Below are 22163 nucleotides of genomic sequence, written 5' to 3'. Positions count from 1 at the left end.
TGGCCCGCGCAGCGCGAGGTCGAGCTTGCGCGCCGCCTCGAGCCAGCGCGCGCGCCCCTCGCCGCTACCCGCCAGCGGGTGGGTGAGCAGCGCGACAAGCGGGATCGGCGCGCCCTGTTCGGCAAGCACCTGGGCCAGCAGCAGGAACAGGCGCCCTGCCGGGCTCTGCGGCAGTGGCTGACCGGCGGTATCGTCCGCCTCGATCCCCCAGCGTTCGAGATGGGCAACGACGCGCCCGGCAAGGCCCCGGTCGGGCGTGACCAGCGCGACGCGCCGCTCGGGCACCTCAAGCGCCTCGCGGATAAGCAGCGCGATCGCCTGGGCTTCGGCGCCCGGGTGCGCGCTTTCCATCAGCCGTACGTCGGACAGGCGGCGCTGTTCGGGCTTGAGCCGCACCCAGGCCGCCGAAGCGCGCGGGGGCAGGAACAGGTTCGAAATCGCGCGGCTGCGCTCGCTCGGTCCGGCGGCGAGCCCCGAGCGGTGCCAGGGGCGCACTTCCCCACGCGCGATGCCCATGCGGTTGAGCAGGAGCTTGAGGTGGTATTGCGGATGGGTGACCGCATCGTGCCGCCCGAAGGGCGGATCGCCCGCTTCCTCAGGCGCGCCGGCGGTGCCCAGTTCGTCCCACACCGCGGTGTCGAGCGTCAGGTCGAGATCGGGCAGGACCACCGCGCCATGCTCCAGTTCGCTCACCACGCGCAGCAATCGGGCCAGTGCGGGCGAGGCGCTGGTGACGCCCGCGGCAACGATGGGATAGGCGGGCGGGGCCTCGCTCCAGCGCCTTGCGGTGTGTTCGAACAGACGGTTGCGCCGTTCGGGCGCGTCGATCTCGCCGCGCCGCGCCATTTCGGCGATCCAGTATTGCTGCACCTTGAGGAACGTGCGCGTGTTGTTCGCCCAATGCCCGGCCAGATCGCCGACGATGGCGATGACATCCTCGGACATGAGGTCGATCGGGGCGATCCCCTCGACCAGCAGGCGGTCCATCGTGCGCCCGATTTCCCAGGCACGGCGCAGCAGCGCGGGGCCCTTCCCCGCCTCGGCGCCTTCGACTTCGCGCAAGTAATGGGCAAGCCGCAGCCAGCGGTGGGTCGGATCGCAGGCGGGCGGAATGTCGGCCGCGCCAAGCGGGTCGAGCAGCGGCCCCAGCGTCTCGTCAAGATCAAGATCGCCCACCACCGCCATGCGCGGCAGCAGCAGCCCCGTCGCGCCGTCGCCCTCGCTGGTCTCGCCCGCATGGCGCACGAAGGCCTCGGTCACCGTGCGCACGGTGCGCCGGCTGGGCAGCAGCAGGGTCAGCCGGGCCAGTCCCAGCACCGGATCGGCGTAACGCGGCACCAGCCCCGCCACCAGGGCGTCCGCAAAGCCCCGGTGCGCGGCGATCGCGTAAACGCTGGGCGAAGGGGCTGTCGGCGCGCGAGAGCCCTCAGGCACCCGCGAGGTACTCCTCGGTCGGCTTGATCGCGCCCGGTTCGCCTACCTCGAACCACTCGCCCATATGCGAGATGCCGAAGAGGCGCCCTTCCTCGATCGCGCGCGACCACAGCAGGTTGGTCGAGAACGCCCCTTCGGGGGCATCGCGCAGCAGGCGCTTGGAAACGAGCTGAATGCCGGTGAAGATGAACGGTGCGACACGGCCCGCACGGCGGCGCGTCACGCGCCCCTCGGCATCGAGGTGGAAGTCCCCCTCGCCCCGATAATTGCGCGCGCGCGCGTGCGGCACGACCAGCAGCAGCGCGTCCATGCGCGCCGGGTCCCAGCCGTCAGACAGCTCGGCAAAGACATTGCTCGGCCCGTCAAGCCAGATGTTGTCCGAGTTTAGGCAGAAGAACGGGTCGGGCAGCATGTCGGCCGCCTTGACCATGCCGCCGCCGGTTTCGAGCAGTTCCTCGCGCTCGTCCGAAATGCGCGTGGCCGGGCCTTTCTTGCGCACCTTGAGATGCCCTTCGAGCGCGTCGGCCATGTAATGAACGTTGACCACCGCATCGGTCAGCCCGGCCCCCTCGATCTTGTCGAGCGCGTAGTCGATCAGCGCCTTGTGCGCCACACGCACCAGCGGCTTGGGCTGGGTCGCGGTGAGCGGGCGCATGCGCTTACCCTTGCCGGCGGCCAGGATCATCGCGGTGGAACTGGCGAGCGGTGCGCGGTTCATGCGGTAAAACTCCCCCCGTTGGCCGCGCGCAGCGGCTCTGGAATATTGGCCGAAAACCACTGCGCCACCGGCGCCAGCGCGGGATGCGCAAGATCGCGTTCGAGATGGGCCCACACGCGCGGGATCATGTCGAGGTAGCGCGTCTTGCCGTCGCGCTGCCACAGCCGCACGAAAATCCCCACGATCTTGGTGTTGCGCTGCGCGCCGAGCCGGGCGTAATCGGCCCGGAAGGTTGCCTCGTCGAGGCCGGTCGCGCGCAGGTAGTGGGCGATCATCGCCTCTTCCACCTCGGGCGAGACGTCGCGGCGCGCGTCCTGCAACAGCGAAACCAGATCGTAGGCGCGGTGGCCGACGAGCGCGTCCTGGAAATCGAGCAGGCCCTGCTTCTCGAGCGCGCCGAGCAGCATGATGTTCTCGGCATGATAATCGCGCAGGACACTGACACCGGGGCGCTGGCGGCCGAGCAGCTCGCCCATCACCTTTTCCCAGGCGGCGGTGAACCCGGCGACGTCGACATAGAGCTTTTGCGCCGGGCAATACCACTCGGTGAACAGCTTTACCTCGCGCAGGTATTCGCTGAGGCCATAGTTCAGGAAAGGCCCTGCGGGCAGGCGATGAAGCTGGACCAGCGCGTCGACCGCACCGGTATAGACCGCCATCTCGTCACCCGGCCATTCGTCGAGGTAGTCGCGCATGCGCGCATCGCCGAAGTCTTCGAGCAGGACCCAGCCCCTGGGCGCGTCCTCGGCCAGGATGCGCGGCGGGCGCATGGCGTTGTCATCGAGCCAGCGCGCGGCGCGCAGGAACGGCACGGGGTCTTCGTTGGGCGGCGGTGCGTGCATCAGCATGGCCTGCCTGTCGGCGCCCTTGCGCACGCGAAAGTAGCGCCGGAACGAGGCGTCACCGGGCAAGGGCTCCACTTCGGCCCCGGTCCAGCCGGCGGTTGCGAGAAACGAATCGAGCCCTTCGGGCAGCGGGTTGGCAGCGTCAGTCATCGTGGCATCCGCCCTAGCCAATCCGCCCCGCCCCGGGCAATGGCGATACGCCCGGCATCCGCAATTTCGAGCGCAATCGAAAGGCAGCCGGGCTCATGCGCGAACCCCCCGGCGTGATCGGGCCACTCGGCAATAAGCACCGCGCCCTCGCGGTAATCGTCGAGCCCGATCTCCTCGACCTCGTCGGGATGTTCGAGCCGGTAGAAATCGGCGTGGACCAGCGGCAGGCGCACACCCGGCCCAGCGTGCGGCGGATCGTAGACCTCGATGATCGCAAAACTGGGCGAGGGAACCTCGCCCTCGTGCCCGAGCGCGGCGATGATCGCGCGTGCCAGCGTGGTCTTGCCCGCGCCGAGCCCGCCTTCGAGCGCGACGACATCGCCCGCGCGCAGGGCCTGCGCGATCGCGGCGCCAAAGCGCTCCATCGCGGCCAGATCGGGCAGCGGCACGGTCAGGGCGAGAGGGGCGGTGTCGGGTTCGCTCATGGCAGCTCCACCAGGGCGCTGGTGCCCTTGCCGGGTTCGGATTCGAGAAGGAGCGTGCCGCCGTGCGCGGCAATCAGCTGGCGGGCCAGCGGCAGGCCAAGCCCCTGGCGATGCTCGACGCTCTTGCCGTCCGCGCTCATCTTCATGCCTTCGAGCGCGCGCGCGAGGGTGCGGCTGTCCATCCCCTCGCCAGAATCGCGCACGAGGATGCGGATGACGTCGCCCTCACCCTCCTTGCGCTTCTTGCGCGTCGCCTGGAGCAGCACGCGGCTGCCGCGCGGGGCGGCCCCGATGGCGTTGTCGAGCAGCGCGCCGATCGCGCGCGACAGGCGCTTGCGGTCCGCTTCGAGCGGGCGCAGCAGGCCATCGGCTCGCAAGTCGAGCGTGAGGTCCATCGAATCGAGCCGCCGCGCGCGTTCCTCGGCGATCGTACGCAGCAGCGGCATCAGGTCGAAGCGCTCTTTCCTCAGCGGCAGCAGCCCCGCCTCGCTCTGCGACAGGTCGAGCAGGCTCTCGATATGTTCGCCCAGCTGCGCGACCGAGGAGAGGATCGCCTGCACGTAATCCTGCCCGCTGGGGTTGAGTTCGCCGCCCACGCCCGCCTCGAGCATTTCGGCAAAGCCGCCGATGGTGGTGAGCGGCGTGCGCAGCTCGTAGCTCATGCTCGCCAGAAAGCGGGTCTTGATCGCATCGGCCTCGAGCAGCGCGGCGTTGCTTTCACGCAGCGAATCCTCGGCCTTTTGCGAATCGGTGATGTCGAGCACGGCGAGCAGCCCGTTGCCATCGGGCAGCGGCACACCTGCAAATTCGAGGATGCGTCCGTCGGCCAGCGCGATGCGCCCGCCCTTCTGCGTGCGGTCAAGCGTGGAGGCGCGCACCACGATGCCCACCGTCTGCGCCTCGGCGCGGCGCTTGAGGCGCGGGGCGATCTTCTTGAGCAGATCCTCGACATGCGGATGAGTGTCGAGGAAATCGCTCTCCAACCCCCAGTCGTTGGCGAAACGCCGGTTCCAGATCTGCATTCGGCCATCGGGCGCGAAGACCGCGATCGATTCGAACAGACTGTCGACGATGGCCGTGCGCGTGCGCAGTAGCGTGTCGCGCATCGCCGAAAGCCGCAGCTGTTCGGTGCGATCCTCGACGATGACCAGCAAGCCCCCGTCGGGCAGCGGCTGGGCGACGATGCGCAGGTAAGTGCCATCGGCCAGCGTCCAGGCTTCCTCGTGCGTGTTGCCGGAGAGGAACCAGGCCGTCTTCTCGCGGCGCCAGGCGGGGAAGTCGCGCACTTCGGGAACCCGCCCCGCATCGCGCGCGGCATCGAGCAGCCGCTCGAACGCGGGCGGGTCCTGCAGCGCGTTCGCCGTGAGATTGAACTGGCGCTGGAACGGCCCGTTGGCGAAGGACAGGCGCCGCTGATGATCGAACTGCGCCACACCAGCCGAAAGCTGGTCGAGCAGCGCGCGCTGGGCGTCGCGAAAGGCGCGGAACGAGCGCGACAGCTCTTCCATGTCCTCGATGTCGACGGCGTAGCCCGCCACGCCTTCCTTGCCCAGCGGCAGATCGGAAACCCGCAAGGCCCGGCGCTGCCCATCGATGGTGGTCGAGACCACGCGCTCGACCGGCTCGCTGCGCTGCGAGGCCTGCCGGGCAACTTCGGCCGGAGTGAACCCCTCGACCGTCTCGATCAGTTCAACCCCACCCGCCACGACCTGTTCGGCGCTCGCGGCGCCGACCGCGGTGACATAGGCCTGATTGACGAGTTGCAGCGCGCCGTCGGGGCGGCGGAACCACATCGGCATGGGGGCGGATTCGATCAGCGAGACGAGCGCGGTAAAGTCACCGCGCGCGCGCGCCGCCTCTTCGCGCAGCCGGCTCAACTCGCCCTCGCTCTCGGAAAAGTCGAAGACCCACACCAGCGCCGCGCCGCCGGGCGAAACCTGCGGATCGGCCAGATGGCCGCGCAACGCGAGCGAGCGCGAGGAATTGCGCGGCGTCACCGCGAGGCGAAAGGGTGAGGCGGTCTTCTGCGTGCGGCGCACCGCTTCGGCGAGTTCGGCCAGCTTGTCCGCGGGCAGCCCCCGCTCGCCGGTGTCGAGTTCGGTGAGGTACTGCGGCACACCGTCGAGCCCGAGCCACTGCGCCAGCCGGGGCGAGGCTTCGATCCGCCCGTCCGAGCGCACCAGCAGCGGCAGCGCGGGGCTTTCCTCGATCATCCGCGCCAACCGCCGCGCCGAGCGCAGCTGCGTTTCGGCGCGCTTCTGGCGCCGACGCGCGACGAGGATCGCCCAGGCCGCCGCGAGGGTCCAGGCCGCCAGCAGGATTCCCACTACCAAAGGGAGCAAACGATCCGATTCCATTGCCTAGAGCTATGGTATCCGCGAGGCGCAATGACAATGCTTGCCCCCGCTGCGGGGGTGCAAAAAGGCGCGCCCGCCCCAAGCGCGTCGCGCCGGCGCGACGAAAAAGGAGGACACCGCCGCTGCGGTGCCCTCCTTTTCCGATTTCGCGGGTGGGGTCCGCAAGGCAGGGCCGCAGCCCTGCCCTGCGCGGCCCTCAGTAGCGGTAGTGGTCGGGCTTGAACGGGCCTTCGACCGGCACGCCGATGTAGTCGGCCTGGCGCTTGCTCAGTTCGGTGAGCTTGACGCCCAGCTTCTTGAGGTGGAGCGCGGCGACCTTTTCGTCGAGTACCTTGGGCAGGACGTAGACGTCGTTCTTGTAGTTCTCCGACTTGGTGAACAGTTCGATCTGCGCCAGCGTCTGGTTGGTGAAGCTGGCCGACATCACGAAGCTGGGGTGGCCGGTGGCGCAGCCCAGGTTGACGAGGCGGCCCTTGGCCAGGATCAGCAGCTGGTTGCCGTCGGGCTTGGTCACGAGGTCGGTGCCCGGCTTGACTTCGGTCCACTCGTAGTTGTCGAGCGCGGAGATCTGGATCTCGCTGTCGAAGTGCCCGATGTTGCACACGATGGCCTTGTCCTTCATCGCCTTCATGTGCTCGCCGGTGATGACGCCTTCGTTGCCGGTCGCGGTCACGAAGATGTCGCAGCGGGTCGCGGCTTCTTCCATGGTGACGACCTCGAAGCCTTCCATCGCGGCCTGAAGCGCGCAGATCGGATCGACTTCGGTGACCATGACGCGCGCGCCGCCGTTGCGCAGCGACTGCGCCGAGCCCTTGCCCACGTCACCGAAACCGGCCACGCACGCCACCTTGCCCGAGAGCATGACGTCGGTCGCGCGGCGGATCGCGTCGACCAGCGATTCGCGGCAACCGTAGAGGTTGTCGAACTTCGACTTGGTGACCGAATCGTTCACGTTGATCGCGGGGAACGGCAGCTTGCCTTCCTTGGCGATGTGATAGAGGCGGTGCACGCCGGTGGTGGTCTCTTCCGAAACGCCCTTGATCGCGGCAACCGACCGGGTGAGGTAGCCCGGCTTTTCCTTGAGGAACTTGGTCAGCGCGCGCACGAACTCGATCTCTTCGGCGTTCGAGGGTTCGAACAGCGGCTCGCCCGCTTCCACGCGCGCCCCCCACAGCGCGAACATGGTGGCATCGCCACCATCGTCGAGGATCATGTTGGCGGTTTCATCGCCCCAGTCGAAGATCTTGCCGACGTAGTCCCAGTAGTCGGACAGGCTCTCGCCCTTGATGGCGTAGACAGGGATGCCCTGCGCGGCGATCGCGGCGGCGGCGTGGTCCTGCGTAGAGAAGATGTTGCAGGTCGCCCAGCGCACGTCGGCGCCCAGCGCGACGAGCGTCTCGATCAGCACCGCGGTCTGGATCGTCATGTGCAGCGATCCGGTGATGCGCGCGCCCTTGAGCGGCTGCGCGGCGCCGAATTCCTCGCGCAGGGCCATGAGGCCCGGCATCTCGGTTTCGGCAATCGCGATCTCGGCGCGGCCATAATCGGCCAGCGAAATGTCGGCGATGGCGTAGTCGTGAACGGCGGTATCGGCTGAGGACACGGGTCAACTCCTGAAATTCGACCGGAAATTCGATTAAACGGGGCACGCCGCGCAGCGAAGGCTGCGCCAAACGGGCAGCCCGCGACACGACGGCCGGACTGCCCGCTCCCTAGCCCTTCCCCATGCCAGACGCAAATATAAAGAAATCTTTATATCCAGCCACGCAGCTTTGCGCAGCGGTTTTGCGCCGTGGCTGCGCCCGCCGGGGCACGCGACCGCCGCTCGCACATTGCCCTTGCCCAAGGCGCCCCTATATTCGCGGGCACTGCAACCAATTCGCACATTCACAAAGGATGCACGCATGACCATCGCCGTTGGTGACACTCTCCCGGACGTCAAGCTGATGAAGGCGGGCGAGGCCGGCCCCGAGCCGATCCAGACCGCCGACTACTTCGCGGGCAAGAAAGTCGCCCTGTTCTCGGTGCCCGGCGCCTTCACCCCGACCTGTTCTGCCAAGCACCTGCCCGGCTTCGTGGAAAAGGCCGACGAACTCAAGGCCAAGGGCATCGACGAGATCGTGTGCACCGCGGTGAACGACGCCTTCGTGATGGGTTCGTGGGGCAAGGCTTCGGGCTCGGCCGAGGTCACCATGCTCGCCGACGGCAACGCCGACTTCGTCAAGGCGATGGACCTCACCATGGACGGTTCGGGCTTCGGCATGGGCACGCGCGGCCAGCGTTTCTCGATGATCGTCGACAACGGCGTGGTCGAGCAGCTCAACGTCGAGGCGCCCGGCACCTTCGAGGTCAGCTCGGCCGAATACATGCTCGGCAAGCTCTGAAGACACCGGCGAACTCCCGCCATTGCGGGCGGCCGGACACGAAAAAGGCGGCGCTGCCCATGCAGCGCCGCCTTTTTTTCTTTTACCCTTCGTGAAGGCNGAAGACACCGGCGAACTCCCGCCATTGCGGGCGGCCGGACACGAAAAAGGCGGCGCTGCCCATGCAGCGCCGCCTTTTTTTCTTTTACCCTTCGTGAAGGCCCTTAGAGCCCGTTTGAAAATTCGCGAAATGCGAATTTTGCGGCACCAGCCCACTCCCCCACCCGACCACCCATTGCCAGTATCCTGCGGGTGGTCGGGTGGGGGAGTGGGCTGGTGCCGTAATCAAAATGCCTGAAAAGGCATTTTTCAAACGGTCTCTTAGTAGCCCATCAGGCTGAGCACTTCCTTGCGGCTGCGCTCGTCATCGAGGAAGGTGCCCATCATCCGGCTGGTGATCATCCCTACCCCCGGCGTGCGCACGCCGCGCCCGGTCATGCAGCCGTGCTGCGCCTCGATCACCACCGCCACGCCGTGGGGCTTGAGGTGATCCCAGATGCACTGCGCGACTTCGGCGGTCAGGCGTTCCTGAATCTGCAGACGCCGGGCAAAGCCGTGCAGCACGCGCGCCAGCTTGGAAATGCCCACCACGTGATCGCGCGGCAGATAGGCGATCGCCGCCTTGCCCTGGATCGGCGCCATGTGGTGTTCGCAGTGCGACTGGAAGGGAATGTCCTTGAGCAACACCACTTCGTTGTAGCCGCCCACTTCCTCGAACACGCGGTGCAGGTGGATCGCAGGATCCTCCTGGTAACCCTGGCAATACTCCAGCCACGCCCGCGCGACGCGCTTGGGCGTGTCGATCAACCCTTCGCGCGTCGGGTCATCGCCCGCCCAGGCGATCAGCGTGCGGATCGCCTCCTGCACGTTCTCGGGCACGTCGGGCTTGCCGAGCGGGTTCTCGGGGTCCGGTTCGTCCAGACAGCTCATACCCGCATTCTCCTTTTCCATCTTTCCATCAGCCGGACCCGCACGAGGGCCCCTTTGCGCCGAAACAAACCGCGCCGCTCGATCGGTTCGAACATCTCTCCTGGACGTTCGGGATCGAGTACGGCGCTCGCGCCGATTGCTCTTTCAGCATCGCTCAGATGTTTCAAGGGCAAGCGTTCAAGTCGTTTGCCGTGATGCCCCTTTTCGGTCAGCCGCGCTTCGATCATCGCGGCCATCGATCCGTGCCGCCCGAGCCGTTCGCGCACGTCGTCCTCGGACAGGCCGCAATGCTCGCCGAGCAGCCGGATGCGCAGGTTTTCGATCGTTTGTGTCAGCTCGGGCCGCCCGGCGTTGACGGGCCGCGCGGTATCGATGAACACGTCGCATTCGCTGTCGAGCCCCATCGAGCGGTTATTCATGTTGGCCGAACCGATGCGCACGATCGCATCGTCGACGATGGTCAGCTTGGCGTGGACGTAGATCGGCGTGTCGTCGGCGGCGAGCGGGTGGTAGATGTGAAAGCGCCCGGCGTGATCGGCCGCCTCGACCACTTCGAGCAGGTTGACCCGCGCGGTGTCCATCGCGATCTGTTCAAGCCAGCCGTCGGCGCTCAGCGGGTTGATGATGACGATCTCGGGCGGATCGTCCTCGAGCAGGCGCTCGCAGATCGCCTCGGCAATCACGCGTGAGGCGAAATATTGCGTCTCGGCGTAGATGAAGCGTTTGGCGCGGGCGATCTGCTCGACGAACAGCGCCTCGATCTCGCTCACCTGCGGGCAATCGCCATAGGCCGCGCGGGTCCGCGCGATACCCAGTTCGACATCGGCAAACTCGGCCTTGAGCCGTTCGGGCCATGGGCTGGTCTCCTGCGGTGCGCAGGGGGCGATCGCTCGCCCTCCCGCGACCTCCCAGCGCTCACGCCCCAGATCACCGAGAGCGGCCGCAGCCTCGCCCTCGAGCATCATCGTGATATCGTGCCAGGGCCCGTAGAGCCCGCCGGTCGGCTTGCGGCGCCGCGTATCGCGGGGCAGATGCGCCGGAGTATCCCAGCGGTCGCTGGTCATGTCGATCCCGCCGCACACCGCGAAGACATCGTCGATCACCACGATCTTCTGGTGATGGCTGCAGCCGATGGGATGGGCCGCATCGAACTTGAAGTCGATCCGATCGCGCCAGGCCCAGCGCACCAGATCGACCAGCATGGTGCCGCGAAACAGCGACTTGAACAGCGAGAAGTTCCACTTGAGCAGCAGCACCTCGAGCGGGGCATGATGATCGACCAGCCAGGCGATGAACGAGCCCAGCCGCGCCGGGAACCGCCGCTTGCGCCCGCGCTGCCACCAGCGCCGCCCGTCCGAAAGCAGGATGCGCGAATCAAAGTCCCAGCCGATCAGGAAGATGCGCTGGCGCGCGTCCTCCATCGCCTCGCGAATCAATTTGAAATAGGCATCGGCGTCGACCACCACATGCGCGCGCCGCGCCATGGCGTAGCGCCAGACGCCCGGCCCGGCGGCCTCGCCTACCGCCCCCTGCCCTGCGGCATCGCCCTTTACCGGTTCGCAAGCCTCGCGTTCCTGCGTATCCCGATTGCTCATGTCCCGATCCTGACCTTCGCCTGCACCCGAGGGCATTAGCGCTCAAGGGCGCTGGATGTTCCGTGAAAACACCGCGCCCCGTGCATCCCGCGGGCCCCGTCACAGCTTGCGGCGCGTGCGCGCATCGGCGCGTGCGGTGCAGCATGAACCACGTCCCGATGGCCCTGACAAGCCGCGCTGGCCAGCCTGGACGAAGCCCCGAGGCGTCCTGCTCCACGCTGCGTGAATGGCGCAAATCACGCCATTCAACGTGAAAAGGTGTCACTTTACCGGTTGATCTGGAGCCGTTCAGCGGTCATTCCGTTACAGGCGTGTAACACGCGCACCATCCATGGATTTCCCCTGCGTTGCAGCAAGGCACGGCGCAGGGAAGGCCAAACGTGGACCCGCCTGGGTTCATAACCCGCTGTCCGGACCTATGCCCCGGACCGAGTTGAACGCCCTTCCGCGTGCGCGCCTCGCGTGCACAGGGGCACCCCCGTTCGAAGTCCCGCCCAGCCGGACTTTGAGGAAAACAAGGAGTACACCATGAAGAAAACGCTCATCGCCGCCGCGATCGTCGCTGCGGGCCTGTCTCCCGTTGCCGTGATGGCACAGGCAGCCCCGGCAGCCGCGGCCGCCCCGACGGTGGGGGCCAAGGTCTACGACCCGGCCGGCGCGGAAGTGGGTACCGTGGAAGCGGTGGCAGGTGGCGTGGTGACCGTGAACACCGGGCTCGCGCGCGCCGGTCTGCCGACTTCGGCCTTCGCCATGCGCGACAAGGGCCCGACGATCGGCATGACCAAGGCCGAACTCGAAGCGGCGGTCAACGGCGCCAAGGCCCAGCAGGGCGAAGCCAAGGACGCCGCGCTGGTCGACGGCGCCGCGATCAAGAGCAACGACGGCAAGGTCCTGGGCACGATCGGCAAGGTCGAAGGTGACGACGTGACGATGATGCTGACCGACGGCAACGGTGCCTCGGCCATGTTCAAGAAGGCCAACATCGGCCTCATGCCCGACGGCACGCTGGCCATCGGCATGACCGCCGACGCCTTCTACAAGGCCGTGGGTGTCACCCCGCCCGCTCCGGGCGCGACTCCGGCCGACGGCGCCACGCCGCCGGCTCCCGAGGCGCCCGCCGCCACGAACTGATACCGGACGACGGCTCACGCGCCATTTGTCTACGTAAAGGGTCGGAAATGCTTGGCATTTCCGACCCTTTTTGCTGCCAGCCAGAAACAGCCCCTGGCCCCGAAAGGCAAAAATCGGGGAAAATCCTTGCGATTCATCGCGCATTGGGAGCATTAGAGCGCCGCGACGTCCGGGCAGGAACTTGCGATGGGCGCCCTCCATCACCCACCGCTCGTGCTTCGTAACCCGATTGGACTTTCCGTTGACGCTGCCCTCGCGACTGAGACAATTCCTTCACACCCCCCACAGTTTCGACTCCTCGCTGATCCTCGCCCGCCGGCGCGTCGCCTCGGCAATAGGCGCCATCCTGCTCGGCCTGATCGCGATGGTCTTCGCCTGGGCCGGCGACAAGGCGCAGCAAGCCTTCACCCATTTCCAGGCGCACTACTTCTACTTCACGCTGATCCTCACCCCCTTCGTCTTCGCCGCAGTCGTGTGGGCGACGCGCCGCTTCTGGCCCGCGGCGAGCGGCTCGGGCATCCCGCAGGTCATGGCCGCGAGCGAGGACCTCGACCTTGCCTATTCGCGCCTGCTCTCGCTGCCCACCGCGTTCATGAAGCTGGTGCTGACCATCGGCATGCTGCTGGTGGGCGGATCGGTCGGTCGCGAAGGCCCCACCGTGCAGATTTCGGCCGCGATCATGGTCGCCTGCCACAAGGTGCTGCGCGTGCCGATAACCGCGGGCGTGCTCATCGCCGGTGGCGCCGCGGGCGTCGCGGCGGCGTTCAACACGCCGCTCGCAGGGGTCGCCTTCGCGATCGAGGAACTGGCTTCAGCCTTTGAACAGCGCGTCGCGGTGCTGGTCATGGGCGCGGTGGTCATCTCGGGTCTCGTCAGCCTCGGGCTCGCGGGTGACTATGTCTATTTCGGCGTCATGCGCGACACGCTCAAGGTCTCCTCGGTGCTGATCATCACGCCGGTCGCGGGCATCCTGGGCGGCATTGCAGGCGGCCTGTTCGCACGCATCATGCTCTCCTTCGCGCGCAGCCAGCACCCGCTGTTCCAGACCATCCGCAGCCGCCCGGTCATCGCCGCGTTCTGCTGCGGCCTGGTGGTCGCGGTGGTCGGCGTGCTGACCGGCGGATCGACCTGGGGAACGGGCTACGAGACCACCAAGATGATGGTCGAGGGCGAGCACATGCCTTCGGCCTGGTTCGGTCTCGCCAAGTTCCTGGCCACAGCAGCGACCGCTGTCTCGGGCGCTCCGGGGGGCATCTTCGCGCCTTCGCTCTCGGTGGGCGCGGGCTTTGGAGAGCTGCTCAGCTTCGCCTTCCCCGACGATCCCACCCCGGCGGTGATCCTGCTGGGCATGACCGGCTATTTCGTCGGCGTCGTGCGCGCGCCGCTCACCGCGGTCATCATCCTGATGGAGACGACGGCGAATCGCGGCATGATCCTGCCGCTGTTCCTGACCGCGATCATCGCCGATGCCTCGGCCAAGCTGGTGTGCAAGACCAAGCTCTACCACGGCCTCTCGCAAGGCTTCCTGCGCCACCCGCACGAACCCCCGACCGAAAAATCGGTGGCGGTCGCCGGGGCCTGACCTTGCGCGCGCAGGCGGGGCTCTTTCACGGCCACGCCTGCACCTCCCCCCAAGAGCGATGCCCCAAGAGCAATCGCGCCAGGCACGCCTGAAAACGGGATGGCCAGACGCGAAAAGGGCCGCTCTTCCGATCGGAAGACGGCCCTTTTCGCGTCTGGTGTGTGAATGGCGCGCCCGGAACGATTCGAACGTCCGACCCTCAGATTCGTAGTCTGATGCTCTATCCAGCTGAGCTACGGGCGCGCATGCACATTTTTCTCCGTATTTCCAACCAAATGACCACTCGGAGAAAAGTGGTGCGCCCGGAACGATTCGAACGTCCGACCCTCAGATTCGTAGTCTGATGCTCTATCCAGCTGAGCTACGGGCGCGCATGCACATTTTTCTCCGTATTTCCAACCAAATGACCACTCGGAGAAAAGTGGTGCGCCCGGAACGATTCGAACGTCCGACCCTCAGATTCGTAGTCTGATGCTCTATCCAGCTGAGCTACGGGCGCGCATGCACATTTTTCTCCGTATTTCCAACCAAATGACCACTCGGAGAAAAGTGGTGCGCCCGGAACGATTCGAACGTCCGACCCTCAGATTCGTAGTCTGATGCTCTATCCAGCTGAGCTACGGGCGCGTTGGAGAGGCGCCTTTAGAAAGGGAATCGCACCCGGTCAACGCCTAATTCGTGACTTTTTTCAAAATCGGCAGAAAGCCGTACTTTCAGCGCGCTCGCCAACGGGTAGTCCAGCGGGGGCATGGCCAGATCGGCGATCGCCTGCGATTCGAACCACCCCGCCTCGCCCCCTTCGCGCGGCGCGGGCACGCCCTGCCAGCTGCGGCAGAGATAGAGCAGGATCACGATCCCGCGCATGGGCGAGCGCTCCTGTGAAGACCCCTCCTCAGTATCCGCGCCCAGAGCGCCGCTGGCGAACCCCACCGGCACGAGATCCTCAGGCTTAAGGACAACCCCCAGCTCCTCTTCCATCTCGCGCACGGCCGCCTGCTCGGCGCTTTCGCCGGGATCGACCTTGCCACCGGGAAATTCCCATAGGCCGCCATGCATAGTGTGCGCGGGCCGTTTCTGCAGGAGAATCCGCCCGTCCGGCGCCACCAGCGCCACCGCCACGACCAGCAAAGGTGTCAGGTTTTTTGCCACGTGCGCCCACCCATTTAATCACTCCTTAAGACCGATGCGGAATTTTCACCGCCATTGCGCAATTTGGCGAGGCGACAATGGCGGATCCCATCAAGACAATGCAATCGCTTTGCCGCGACACGCGCGCGAGCTCGGCGGTCGAGTACGGCGTCATCCTCGCAATGGTCGTGCTGGTGATCGTGATCGCCATCCAGGGCGTGGCCGACAAGACGATCGCCATGTGGGACAACGTCGATTCCAAAACCTCGAACGCGATTTCGGGCAACTGAGGCCCAGACGACTTAAGCCTTTTTCAACTCTTGCAACCTAGAAAACAGGTTGTCCGAAACGCCGAAGCGAGGCTGACGCGGGACGGACCGGGTACACACAGACTGCTTTTCATCAGGAGACATTCCATGAAGTTCCTCAACAAGCTGCGCCGCAACGAAGCTGGCGCCACCGCGATCGAATACGGCCTCATCGCCGCCCTCATCGCCGTTGCCGCCATCGCCGCCATGCAGGGCCTCGGCACGCAGCTGACCTCGACCTTCGAGAAGACCTCGACCACGCTCGAGAACGCGAACGGCTAATAGCCTTCGCGGCTGACAGCGTCAGTCGACCAGTTTCGAGGGGCGGCAGGGCAACCTGCCGCCCCTTTTGCGTAAAAGTCCAAAATTCGGACATATTTTCAGCAATTTCAAAGCACTGACCAGATTCTCAAGGCAGCGCGGACAGCGCGGCGAAGATAACCGCGCACAGCGAAGAACTGTCGAGAATTCTTACAGCCGAAGACGCAATTCGTGGCCTTGTCCGGCCCCTGGCGACACCCGCGCACCCGGACCTGTCGCCCCGCCCTTCCCCGTCAATCACCCCCGCGCGCCAGCGGATGGCGCGCGTTGACCAGTTCGACCAGCCGCGCGCTGTCGACATGGGTATAGATCTCGGTCGTCGCGATATCGGCATGGCCAAGCAGCGTCTGCAAGACGCGCAGGTCCGCCCCCCCTTCGAGCAGGTGAGTCGCAAAGGCGTGGCGCAGGACATGGGGCGACACCCGTTCGGGATCGAGTCCGGCTCGCAGCGCCAGTTCGCGCAGCAGCTGGAACAGACGCACGCGCGTCAGGTGCCCGCTCGCCCCGCTCGAGGGAAACAGGAACTTCGAAGCGCCCCCCGCGCCGCGCAGCGCCAGCCAGCGCGACAGGACATGGCGCGCGCGCGTGCTGACCGGAACCATCCGCTGCTGCCCGCCCTTGCCGGTGACATGGAGGAACGGCGCATCGCGCGGCACGGCGGCGACCGGCAGCGACACCAGTTCGGTCGCGCGAAGGCCCGAACCGTAAAGCAGTTCGAGCAGCGCCAGCAGGCGCACCGCCGGAGCGCTGTCCCCCCGCGCCTCTTCCTCTGCCCGTTCGAGAAAGCGCGCAACATCCCCGCGCGAGAGCAGGCGCGGCAAGGGCCGGCGCGTGCGCGGCCGGGGCAGCGCGGGCGAAGGATCGTCCGCGCGCAGCCCCTCTTCGACCAGAAAACCGTAGAACTGGCGCAGCGCCGAACACTTGCGCGCCAGCGAAGCGGGCGACAGGCTCGACCAGCGTTCGCCCAGTGAGGCCAACGCTGGCCCTTGCGCCTCGGCCAGCGGTCCCAGCGCCTCGCGCGCGCTTTCCAGATCGCGCCGGTAGGCGGCCAGGGTATTGGCCGCGCTGCCGCGTTCGGCGGCCATCATGGCCAGAAAGGCCTCGACCGGGTCCTCGCCCTGCGCGGTCATGCGCAGGGCGCGATCGCAAGCGCCGGGGCGCAGGCCCTGGCTGACCGAATCATCCCGTGCGCGCGATCGCCTCGGCCGCGATCATCCGCGCCTCCGCGCCCATCCCGACCTTGTCGAGGCTCGCGACGATGTGGAACAGATAGCGCGGCGTCATGCGCTGCCACCTGCTGCCCTGCATGCCGAATCCGGCAAGAATCACCACCGAAGCCGCATCGCCGCGATCGGCCGCGGCGTCGATCGCACGGGTCCAGCGCGTCTCTCCATCGAGCACAAGGCCCAGGTCATTCGAATAGCTCATCGCGGTCGAACGCGGCAGACGCCCCAGCCCGGCCAGCCCGGCGACGAGGAAGCCCGCCTGGCGCTTGCCCGCGCTGTCGTCCGCATTGACGAAGCTGTCGACATCGCCCTTGCTCGCCGCGTTCGCCCCGCTCGGTGCGGAAAGCGCGATCAGCGCCCAGGCCCTGGACCCGCGCTCGACCACGCGCGACCAGCGCGCGGCGTTGGCGTCGTACCCGGCCGAGAGCATCGAGCCGATCAGATCGGGCGCGTCGGACGCGAGATCGGCGCTGGGCAGGATACGCGCGGCGGCCGCCGCCGTCAGCACCGCGCCGCCATAGGCATTGCCGCTGCGCCCGAGGTCCGACCACAGGCTGCGCATGGCCGCGATGCGGTCCGCGCTGGCGGTCAGCGAATAGGCATCGCGCAGCTGTTCGGCGCGGCCCTGCCAGGTGTCTCCGGTATCGGGATCGGCGTAGAGCTGGGCGTAGAGATCGACCAGCGCCGCGTTGGAGAGCACGCCGCTCTGCGCCGCGCGCGAGGCTGCACCGGCCCGCTTCTCCAGCCCGACCATCGGCGCCAGCGCGGTCACCGCGTCATAGCGCTGCGCGTTCGGCTTCATCAGCGAGGCGGGCGGCGCGATACCGACCGCACGCGCCAGCGCGTAGCGCCAGGGGGTCATGTCCTTGACCTCGTCCCACTCGATCGTCACCGCACGGCGCGACTGTCCGGCCGCGCCTGCGTAACGCTGCGCGAGCAGCACGTCGATGCGCGGCATGTCGCCCTTGCGCATGTCGCGATCGAGCCGCGAGAGCGCCGACGTGCTGTTGCCACGATAGGCCTCGCAGATGGCGCGTGCAGCGTCCCACTCGCTGTCGTCGCGCAGCGAACCTTGCGTGGCCATCACCGGACAGATCCCGGTCATGTCCGCCGTGCCCAGATAGACCGCCAGCGTCTGGTCGACGATGGCGGGCGAATAGTTGGCGATGTCGATGCCCTGAAGCAGCGCCCGCGCGGCGTCGTATTCGCCCATGCGCAACAGCAGCGCGACGCGCAGCGCGAGGAAATCCTGCGGGCTCATCCCCGGCGGCGCGCTCAAGCGCGACAGCAGCGCGCGGCGCAGCGCAATGTGCCCCCAGCGCGAGACCAGCCGCCCCTTGTCGCCCGCCAGCGCCAGGCGCACCAGATCGGCGTTCGCGCGCGCCAGAGAATCGCTGGCAAGGCCACCTTCGCTCGAATCGAAGACCCCCACCGCGCTCATCGCCCGGCGCGCCTGAGGCGGCATGTCGAATTCGACCTTGCGCCCGATCAGGCTCTCGAAGTCTTCGGGCGACATTTTCGCCAGTTCCTCGATCGTGGGCAGGCGGGTGAGATGAAGCCCGCTGTCGGCCGTACCCGCAGCCGCATCGCTTCGCGCGTCGCTGGCCACGGCTTGCGGCAGGGCCTGAACGACCGGCGTGGCGCTCGCCGAAGTGGCCGGAGCCGCGCTCACCGCAGGCGTCGCGGGGCGGCGTACCGGGCTCGGCCTGGGCCGGGGCGCGGCGCTCTGCGTGGGCGCGGGGTCCTGGAACATCTTGGGAAGGAGCGATTCCGGCGCATCCTGCGCCACCGCCCAGGCCGACGTCAGCGTCAGCGCCGCACCGGCCAGAAGAACGGCCGCCCTCATTGCGACACCGCCGGAACGGCGACGGGAATGACCTGATCTTCAACCGGCTTGGGCCCCGCCCCGATCCAGGCGATGGCCAGTACGGCGGCGGCAGCCAGCGCGATCAGTCCCAGTGCCAGACGTCCCCGCATTCCAATCGTCACTCGTCTTCCTTCACCGATGCTTGCGCTGCGACCTAGCGCAACTATAGGCGGTGGGGCAATGGACGTTCAACAGACACGCTTTTCTCCACAGGAGATAACGGCCCTCGCCCGACGGCTCGATCGACCGATCGTGCTGGTCGGAATGATGGGCGTGGGCAAGTCGAGCGTGGGCAAGCGACTGGCTTCCATCCTCGAATGCAGCTTCGTCGACGCCGACGACGAGATCGAGCGTTCGGCCCAGATGACCATTCCCGAAATCTTCGAAGCTTACGGCGAAGGGTTCTTCCGCGACGGCGAACGGCGCGTGATCGCCCGCCTCATGGCCGAGAACAAGGGCTGCATCGTCATCGCCACGGGCGGCGGCGCCTTCGTCAACGACGAGACTCGCGCGCTGATCCTCGACAAGGCGGTGACGATCTGGCTCGACAGCGAGCTCGACACGCTGGTCGAGCGGACCGCGCGCAAGGACAACCGCCCGCTACTGCGCGACGGGAACCCGCGCGAAATCCTCTCACGCCTTCGCGAAACCCGCCGCCCCTTCTACGCCCAGGCCCCGATCCACATCCTGTCGGGCACCGGGCCGCTGATCCAGACAATCAACAAGGTCTTGCAGGAACTATCCCAATGGCAGTGATCCCGGTCAACATCGCAGGGCGTCCTTACGAGGTGCGCGTGGGCACCGGTCTCGTGCGCGATATCGCGGCGCAGTGCGCCGGTCTTCTGCGCAAGCAGGGCGTGCCGATCATCACCGACGAAAACGTCCACGCCGCCTGGGGCGATGCGGTCGAAGCCTCGCTGCGCGCCGCCGGGCACATCCCGCTGTGGCGTATCCTGCCCGCGGGCGAACAGACCAAGTCGTGGGACGAACTGGCCGCCAGCGTCAACTGGCTGCTCGAACACGAAGTCGAGCGCGGCGATCACATCATCGCGCTGGGCGGCGGCGTGATCGGCGACCTCACCGGATTTTGCGCCGCCGTGCTCAAGCGCGGGTGCAAGTTCATCCAGGTGCCAACGACACTGCTGGCCCAGGTCGATTCGAGCGTGGGCGGCAAGACCGCGATCAACACGCCTGCGGGCAAGAACCTGGTCGGCGCGTTCCACCAGCCCTCGCTCGTGCTCGCCGACCTCGCCGTGCTCGATACCCTGCCCCGCCGCGAAGTTCTCGCCGGCTATGCCGAAGTGGTGAAGTACGGGCTGATCGACGATGCCGACTTCTTCACCTGGTGCGAGAATAACGCCGCCGCCATGCTCGACGGCGAGCCGCGTTTTCGCGAGACTGCCGTTGCCCATTCGGTCGCCGCCAAGGCGCGGATCGTTGCCGAGGACGAGTTCGAGACCACCGGCAAGCGCGCGCTGCTCAACCTTGGCCACACCTTCGGCCACGCGCTCGAAGCCGAGACCGGCTTTTCGAGCCGCCTGCTCCACGGTGAGGGCGTTGCGCTGGGCATGGTCCTCGCCGCGCGCTACTCGGCCCGGCTGGGACTGATGGACAGCGCCGAGGCCGAGCGCGTTGCCACACACATCGCCGCCGTCGGCCTGCCCGCCTCGATCGCCGCGCTGGAGCTTGGCTGCAACGGCGAGACGCTGGTGCGCCACATGCTGCACGACAAGAAAATGGACGCGGGCACGCTGCCCTTCCTGCTGATGCGCGGGATCGGCCGGACCTACCTCGACAAGAGCGTCGCGCTCGACGACGTCGCTGCGTTCCTCGACCTCGAGCTGGCGCGCGTTTCGGCCTGATCGGCGCGGCGCCTGCGGCACGGCGGCCCAAAGTCCCCCCGCGACTACGCGCCAAAGGCGATGAAACGGGCCGGACGTGCGACGGATGATCGCCAGGCGCGACGCGTGACAGGCCAATGTCATGCTGGCGGCCTATTCTGGGGGCGTCCTTAGAGGACACGATCGTGCGGCCGGGACCACCCCACACTCCCGAAGCGAGTCCCCCCAGACTGCGGCCGGCACAGGGCGGCAGGTCCCCACGGCCTGCCGCCTCTTCGCCGCCACCGCCCCCCCCCCCAGCCAGACCGGAGGCCGCAGGCGTGCGGTTCACATGACATTACGCCAAACTTTGGTAATGGTTCTTGCAACCATAACAAAGTTACGCGAGCCTCTCCCGCATGACCGCATCCGAAGCTTCCCCCGAGATCACCCTTCCCCACGACCCGCTCCACGCCGACAAGGCCTTTTTCGGCCACCCCAAGGGGCTGGCGTTCCTTTCTGCGGTCGAGGGGTGCGAGCGCTTTTCGTACTATTCGATGCAGACCCTGCTCGTGCTCTACATGACGCAGTACCTGCTCCTGCCCGCGCAGTTTCACACCGTCATCGGCCTTGGCTGGTTGCAGAAGCACTGGTTCAACGGGCTTGAAGGCCAGCCGCTCGCCTCGGAAATCTTCGGAACCTACACCAGCCTCGTCTACCTCACCCCGATCTTCGGCGGGCTCATCGCCGACCGGCTGCTGGGCCGACGCGCCACGCTCGTCGCGGGCGGGATCATCATGGCGCTTGGCCATTTCCTGATGGCGATCCAGGGCGCGTTCCTCTTCGCGCTGCTCGCGCTCATCGTCGGCGTCGGCCTGTTCAAGGGCAACATCGCCAGCCAGGTCGGCGAACTCTACAAGCCTTCGGACATGCGCCGCGCGATGGCGTTCCAGCTGTTCTACATCGCGATCAACGTCTCGGTCATCATCGCCCCGCCGATCACCGGCACGCTGGGCCAGCGGGTGGGCTGGCACTGGGGCTTTGGCGCTGCCGGCGTGGTCATGGCGCTTGGCCTCATCGTCTACGTCATCGCCCTGCCCTGGCTGCCCAAGGACGCCCCGCGCGGCAAGGCGCGCCAGGCGGCGCAGAAATCGGGCCATGTCGGCGCGTTTTCGCGCAAGGACCTGCCTCGCCTCGCCGCGCTCGCCGTGCTGGTGCCGGTGCTGGCGGTCTCGTTGCTGCCCAACCAGCAGATCAGCAACGTCTATCTGGTCTGGGGCGATGCCCGCTTCGACCTCACGCTGTTCGGCTTTGCCATGCCCTCGACCTGGCTGGTGGGGATCGACGCGGGGGTGTCCTTCTTCATGCTCGTTGCCGTCGCGGTGTTCTGGAAGCTGTTCGAGCGCCGCTACGGCTGGCAACCCGACGATCTGGCCAAGATGGCGATCGGATCGGTGTTCACCGTCGCCGGTTCGCTGTGCCTCGTCGCCGCCGCCGCGAGTGACGGGCCGCACAAGATCAGCCTCGTGCTGCCGCTGCTGTTCCACACGCTCAACGGTATCGGTTTTGCGATCATCATGCCGGTCAGCCTGGCGCTGTTCACCAAGGTCGCCCCGCGCGCGCTCAACGCGACGGTGGTGGGCATCTACTACCTCGCCTTCGTCGCCACCAATTACGCGGTGGGCGTGATCGGCGGGCTCTATTCAAGCATCTCGACCGAGGCGTTCTGGATGATCCACGTCGGCGCGGCGGCCATCGGCCTCGTCGCCTTCACGGTGTTGAAGCCGATCCTGAGCGGCACGCTCGCCTCGATCGACGCCGAGGTCGACTGACCCCACGCTTG

At 67.1% G+C, this 22163-nt stretch carries 19 protein-coding genes, 4 tRNA genes and 1 pseudogene; 8 read left to right on the top strand and 16 right to left on the bottom strand.

Features of this window, described 5'->3' with window-relative positions; genetic code table 11:
• The 6 genes and pseudogenes from MTR62_RS10215 to ahcY all read right to left on the bottom strand — a co-directional run.
• A pseudogene (locus MTR62_RS10215) lies at positions 1 to 1434 on the bottom strand (double-strand break repair protein AddB); the annotation flags it as partial.
• Complete coding sequence (locus MTR62_RS10210; RefSeq protein ID WP_244020242.1) at positions 1427 to 2152, bottom strand: nucleotidyltransferase family protein; 726 nt, start codon at positions 2150 to 2152, stop codon at positions 1427 to 1429. The gene MTR62_RS10210 and the pseudogene MTR62_RS10215, both read right to left, overlap by 8 nt.
• A complete protein-coding gene (locus tag MTR62_RS10205; RefSeq protein WP_244020231.1) occupies positions 2149 to 3147 on the bottom strand; it encodes an aminoglycoside phosphotransferase family protein in 999 nt (332 codons plus the stop codon). Before MTR62_RS10205 ends, MTR62_RS10210 begins: the two co-directional genes overlap by 4 nt.
• Positions 3144 to 3602 carry a tRNA (adenosine(37)-N6)-threonylcarbamoyltransferase complex ATPase subunit type 1 TsaE gene (tsaE, locus tag MTR62_RS10200; RefSeq protein ID WP_244020257.1) on the bottom strand — a complete coding sequence of 153 codons (459 nt, stop codon included), beginning with the start codon at positions 3600 to 3602 and terminating at the stop codon, positions 3144 to 3146. The genes MTR62_RS10205 and tsaE overlap by 4 nt, the downstream gene beginning before the upstream one ends.
• 26 nt (positions 3603 to 3628) lie before the next feature.
• On the bottom strand, positions 3629 to 5989 hold the full coding sequence (locus MTR62_RS10195; RefSeq protein WP_244020219.1) for a sensor histidine kinase: 2361 nt from the start codon (positions 5987 to 5989) through the stop codon (positions 3629 to 3631).
• A 196-nt stretch (positions 5990 to 6185) separates the two neighbouring features.
• Positions 6186 to 7592: an adenosylhomocysteinase gene (gene ahcY / locus MTR62_RS10190; RefSeq protein WP_244020209.1), complete on the bottom strand. Its 1407-nt coding sequence runs from the start codon at positions 7590 to 7592 to the stop codon at positions 6186 to 6188.
• Between the two features lie 301 nt (positions 7593 to 7893).
• Between ahcY and MTR62_RS10185 the strand changes: the two genes are divergently transcribed.
• Positions 7894 to 8373 carry a peroxiredoxin gene (locus MTR62_RS10185; protein WP_244020208.1) on the top strand — a complete coding sequence of 160 codons (480 nt, stop codon included), beginning with the start codon at positions 7894 to 7896 and terminating at the stop codon, positions 8371 to 8373.
• Between the two features lie 360 nt (positions 8374 to 8733).
• Here the strand turns inward: MTR62_RS10185 and folE are convergent, their stop codons facing one another.
• Together folE and MTR62_RS10175 are read right to left on the bottom strand one after the other, a co-directional pair.
• Positions 8734 to 9342 carry a GTP cyclohydrolase I FolE gene (gene folE / locus MTR62_RS10180; RefSeq protein WP_244020205.1) on the bottom strand — a complete coding sequence of 203 codons (609 nt, stop codon included), beginning with the start codon at positions 9340 to 9342 and terminating at the stop codon, positions 8734 to 8736.
• Complete coding sequence (locus MTR62_RS10175) at positions 9339 to 10937, bottom strand: phospholipase D-like domain-containing protein (protein ID WP_407672663.1); 1599 nt, start codon at positions 10935 to 10937, stop codon at positions 9339 to 9341. Before MTR62_RS10175 ends, folE begins: the two co-directional genes overlap by 4 nt.
• A gap of 528 nt (positions 10938 to 11465) precedes the next feature.
• Between MTR62_RS10175 and MTR62_RS10170 the strand changes: the two genes are divergently transcribed.
• Together MTR62_RS10170 and MTR62_RS10165 are read left to right on the top strand one after the other, a co-directional pair.
• Positions 11466 to 12068 carry a hypothetical protein gene (locus MTR62_RS10170; protein WP_244020203.1) on the top strand — a complete coding sequence of 201 codons (603 nt, stop codon included), beginning with the start codon at positions 11466 to 11468 and terminating at the stop codon, positions 12066 to 12068.
• A 241-nt stretch (positions 12069 to 12309) separates the two neighbouring features.
• Positions 12310 to 13650, top strand: coding sequence for a chloride channel protein (locus tag MTR62_RS10165; RefSeq protein WP_244020201.1), 1341 nt, complete (start codon positions 12310 to 12312; stop codon positions 13648 to 13650).
• 166 nt (positions 13651 to 13816) lie between these two features.
• Here MTR62_RS10165 and MTR62_RS10160 read toward each other — a convergent pair.
• From MTR62_RS10160 to MTR62_RS10140, 5 genes are all read right to left on the bottom strand, one after another.
• Positions 13817 to 13893: transfer RNA gene (locus MTR62_RS10160), tRNA-Arg, on the bottom strand.
• Between the two features lie 51 nt (positions 13894 to 13944).
• Positions 13945 to 14021, bottom strand: a tRNA-Arg gene (locus MTR62_RS10155).
• 51 nt (positions 14022 to 14072) lie between these two features.
• A tRNA-Arg gene (locus tag MTR62_RS10150) sits at positions 14073 to 14149 on the bottom strand.
• Positions 14150 to 14200: 51 nt separating this feature from the next.
• A tRNA-Arg gene (locus tag MTR62_RS10145) sits at positions 14201 to 14277 on the bottom strand.
• Positions 14278 to 14292: 15 nt separating this feature from the next.
• Positions 14293 to 14799 (bottom strand): (deoxy)nucleoside triphosphate pyrophosphohydrolase, encoded by a 507-nt coding sequence (locus MTR62_RS10140; protein ID WP_327194397.1) that lies wholly within the window; start codon positions 14797 to 14799, stop codon positions 14293 to 14295.
• Between the two features lie 98 nt (positions 14800 to 14897).
• Here MTR62_RS10140 and MTR62_RS10135 point away from each other — a divergent pair, with 98 nt between their 5' ends.
• Positions 14898 to 15068: a Flp family type IVb pilin gene (locus tag MTR62_RS10135; RefSeq protein ID WP_244020199.1), complete on the top strand. Its 171-nt coding sequence runs from the start codon at positions 14898 to 14900 to the stop codon at positions 15066 to 15068.
• 126 nt (positions 15069 to 15194) lie between these two features.
• On the top strand, positions 15195 to 15368 hold the full coding sequence (locus tag MTR62_RS10130) for a Flp family type IVb pilin (RefSeq protein ID WP_244020197.1): 174 nt from the start codon (positions 15195 to 15197) through the stop codon (positions 15366 to 15368).
• Between the two features lie 272 nt (positions 15369 to 15640).
• Here MTR62_RS10130 and MTR62_RS10125 read toward each other — a convergent pair whose 3' ends face one another.
• Genes MTR62_RS10125 through MTR62_RS10115 form a run of 3 tightly spaced genes read right to left on the bottom strand, consistent with a single transcriptional unit; the run spans position 15641 to position 18622 of the window.
• Positions 15641 to 16537, bottom strand: coding sequence for a tyrosine recombinase (locus tag MTR62_RS10125; RefSeq protein ID WP_244020187.1), 897 nt, complete (start codon positions 16535 to 16537; stop codon positions 15641 to 15643).
• Positions 16538 to 16586: 49 nt separating this feature from the next.
• Positions 16587 to 18479 carry a hypothetical protein gene (locus MTR62_RS10120; RefSeq protein WP_244020180.1) on the bottom strand — a complete coding sequence of 631 codons (1893 nt, stop codon included), beginning with the start codon at positions 18477 to 18479 and terminating at the stop codon, positions 16587 to 16589.
• Complete coding sequence (locus MTR62_RS10115; RefSeq protein WP_244020178.1) at positions 18476 to 18622, bottom strand: hypothetical protein; 147 nt, start codon at positions 18620 to 18622, stop codon at positions 18476 to 18478. Before MTR62_RS10115 ends, MTR62_RS10120 begins: the two co-directional genes overlap by 4 nt.
• A gap of 58 nt (positions 18623 to 18680) precedes the next feature.
• Between MTR62_RS10115 and MTR62_RS10110 the strand changes: the two genes are divergently transcribed.
• The 3 genes from MTR62_RS10110 (at position 18681) to MTR62_RS10100 (ending at position 22152) form a co-directional block, all read left to right on the top strand.
• Positions 18681 to 19256, top strand: a complete 576-nt coding sequence (locus MTR62_RS10110; RefSeq protein ID WP_244020175.1) for a shikimate kinase — start codon at positions 18681 to 18683, stop codon at positions 19254 to 19256.
• Positions 19247 to 20362: a 3-dehydroquinate synthase gene (gene aroB / locus MTR62_RS10105; RefSeq protein ID WP_244020173.1), complete on the top strand. Its 1116-nt coding sequence runs from the start codon at positions 19247 to 19249 to the stop codon at positions 20360 to 20362. Before MTR62_RS10110 ends, aroB begins: the two co-directional genes overlap by 10 nt.
• A 377-nt stretch (positions 20363 to 20739) precedes the next feature.
• Positions 20740 to 22152 carry a peptide MFS transporter gene (locus MTR62_RS10100; protein WP_244020163.1) on the top strand — a complete coding sequence of 471 codons (1413 nt, stop codon included), beginning with the start codon at positions 20740 to 20742 and terminating at the stop codon, positions 22150 to 22152.
• Positions 22153 to 22163 lie beyond the last annotated feature (11 nt).

It is taken from the genome of Novosphingobium organovorum (assembly GCF_022832435.1).
Classification (GTDB): Bacteria; Pseudomonadota; Alphaproteobacteria; order Sphingomonadales; family Sphingomonadaceae; genus Novosphingobium; species Novosphingobium organovorum.
This window is presented reverse-complemented; position numbering and strand designations above follow the sequence as displayed.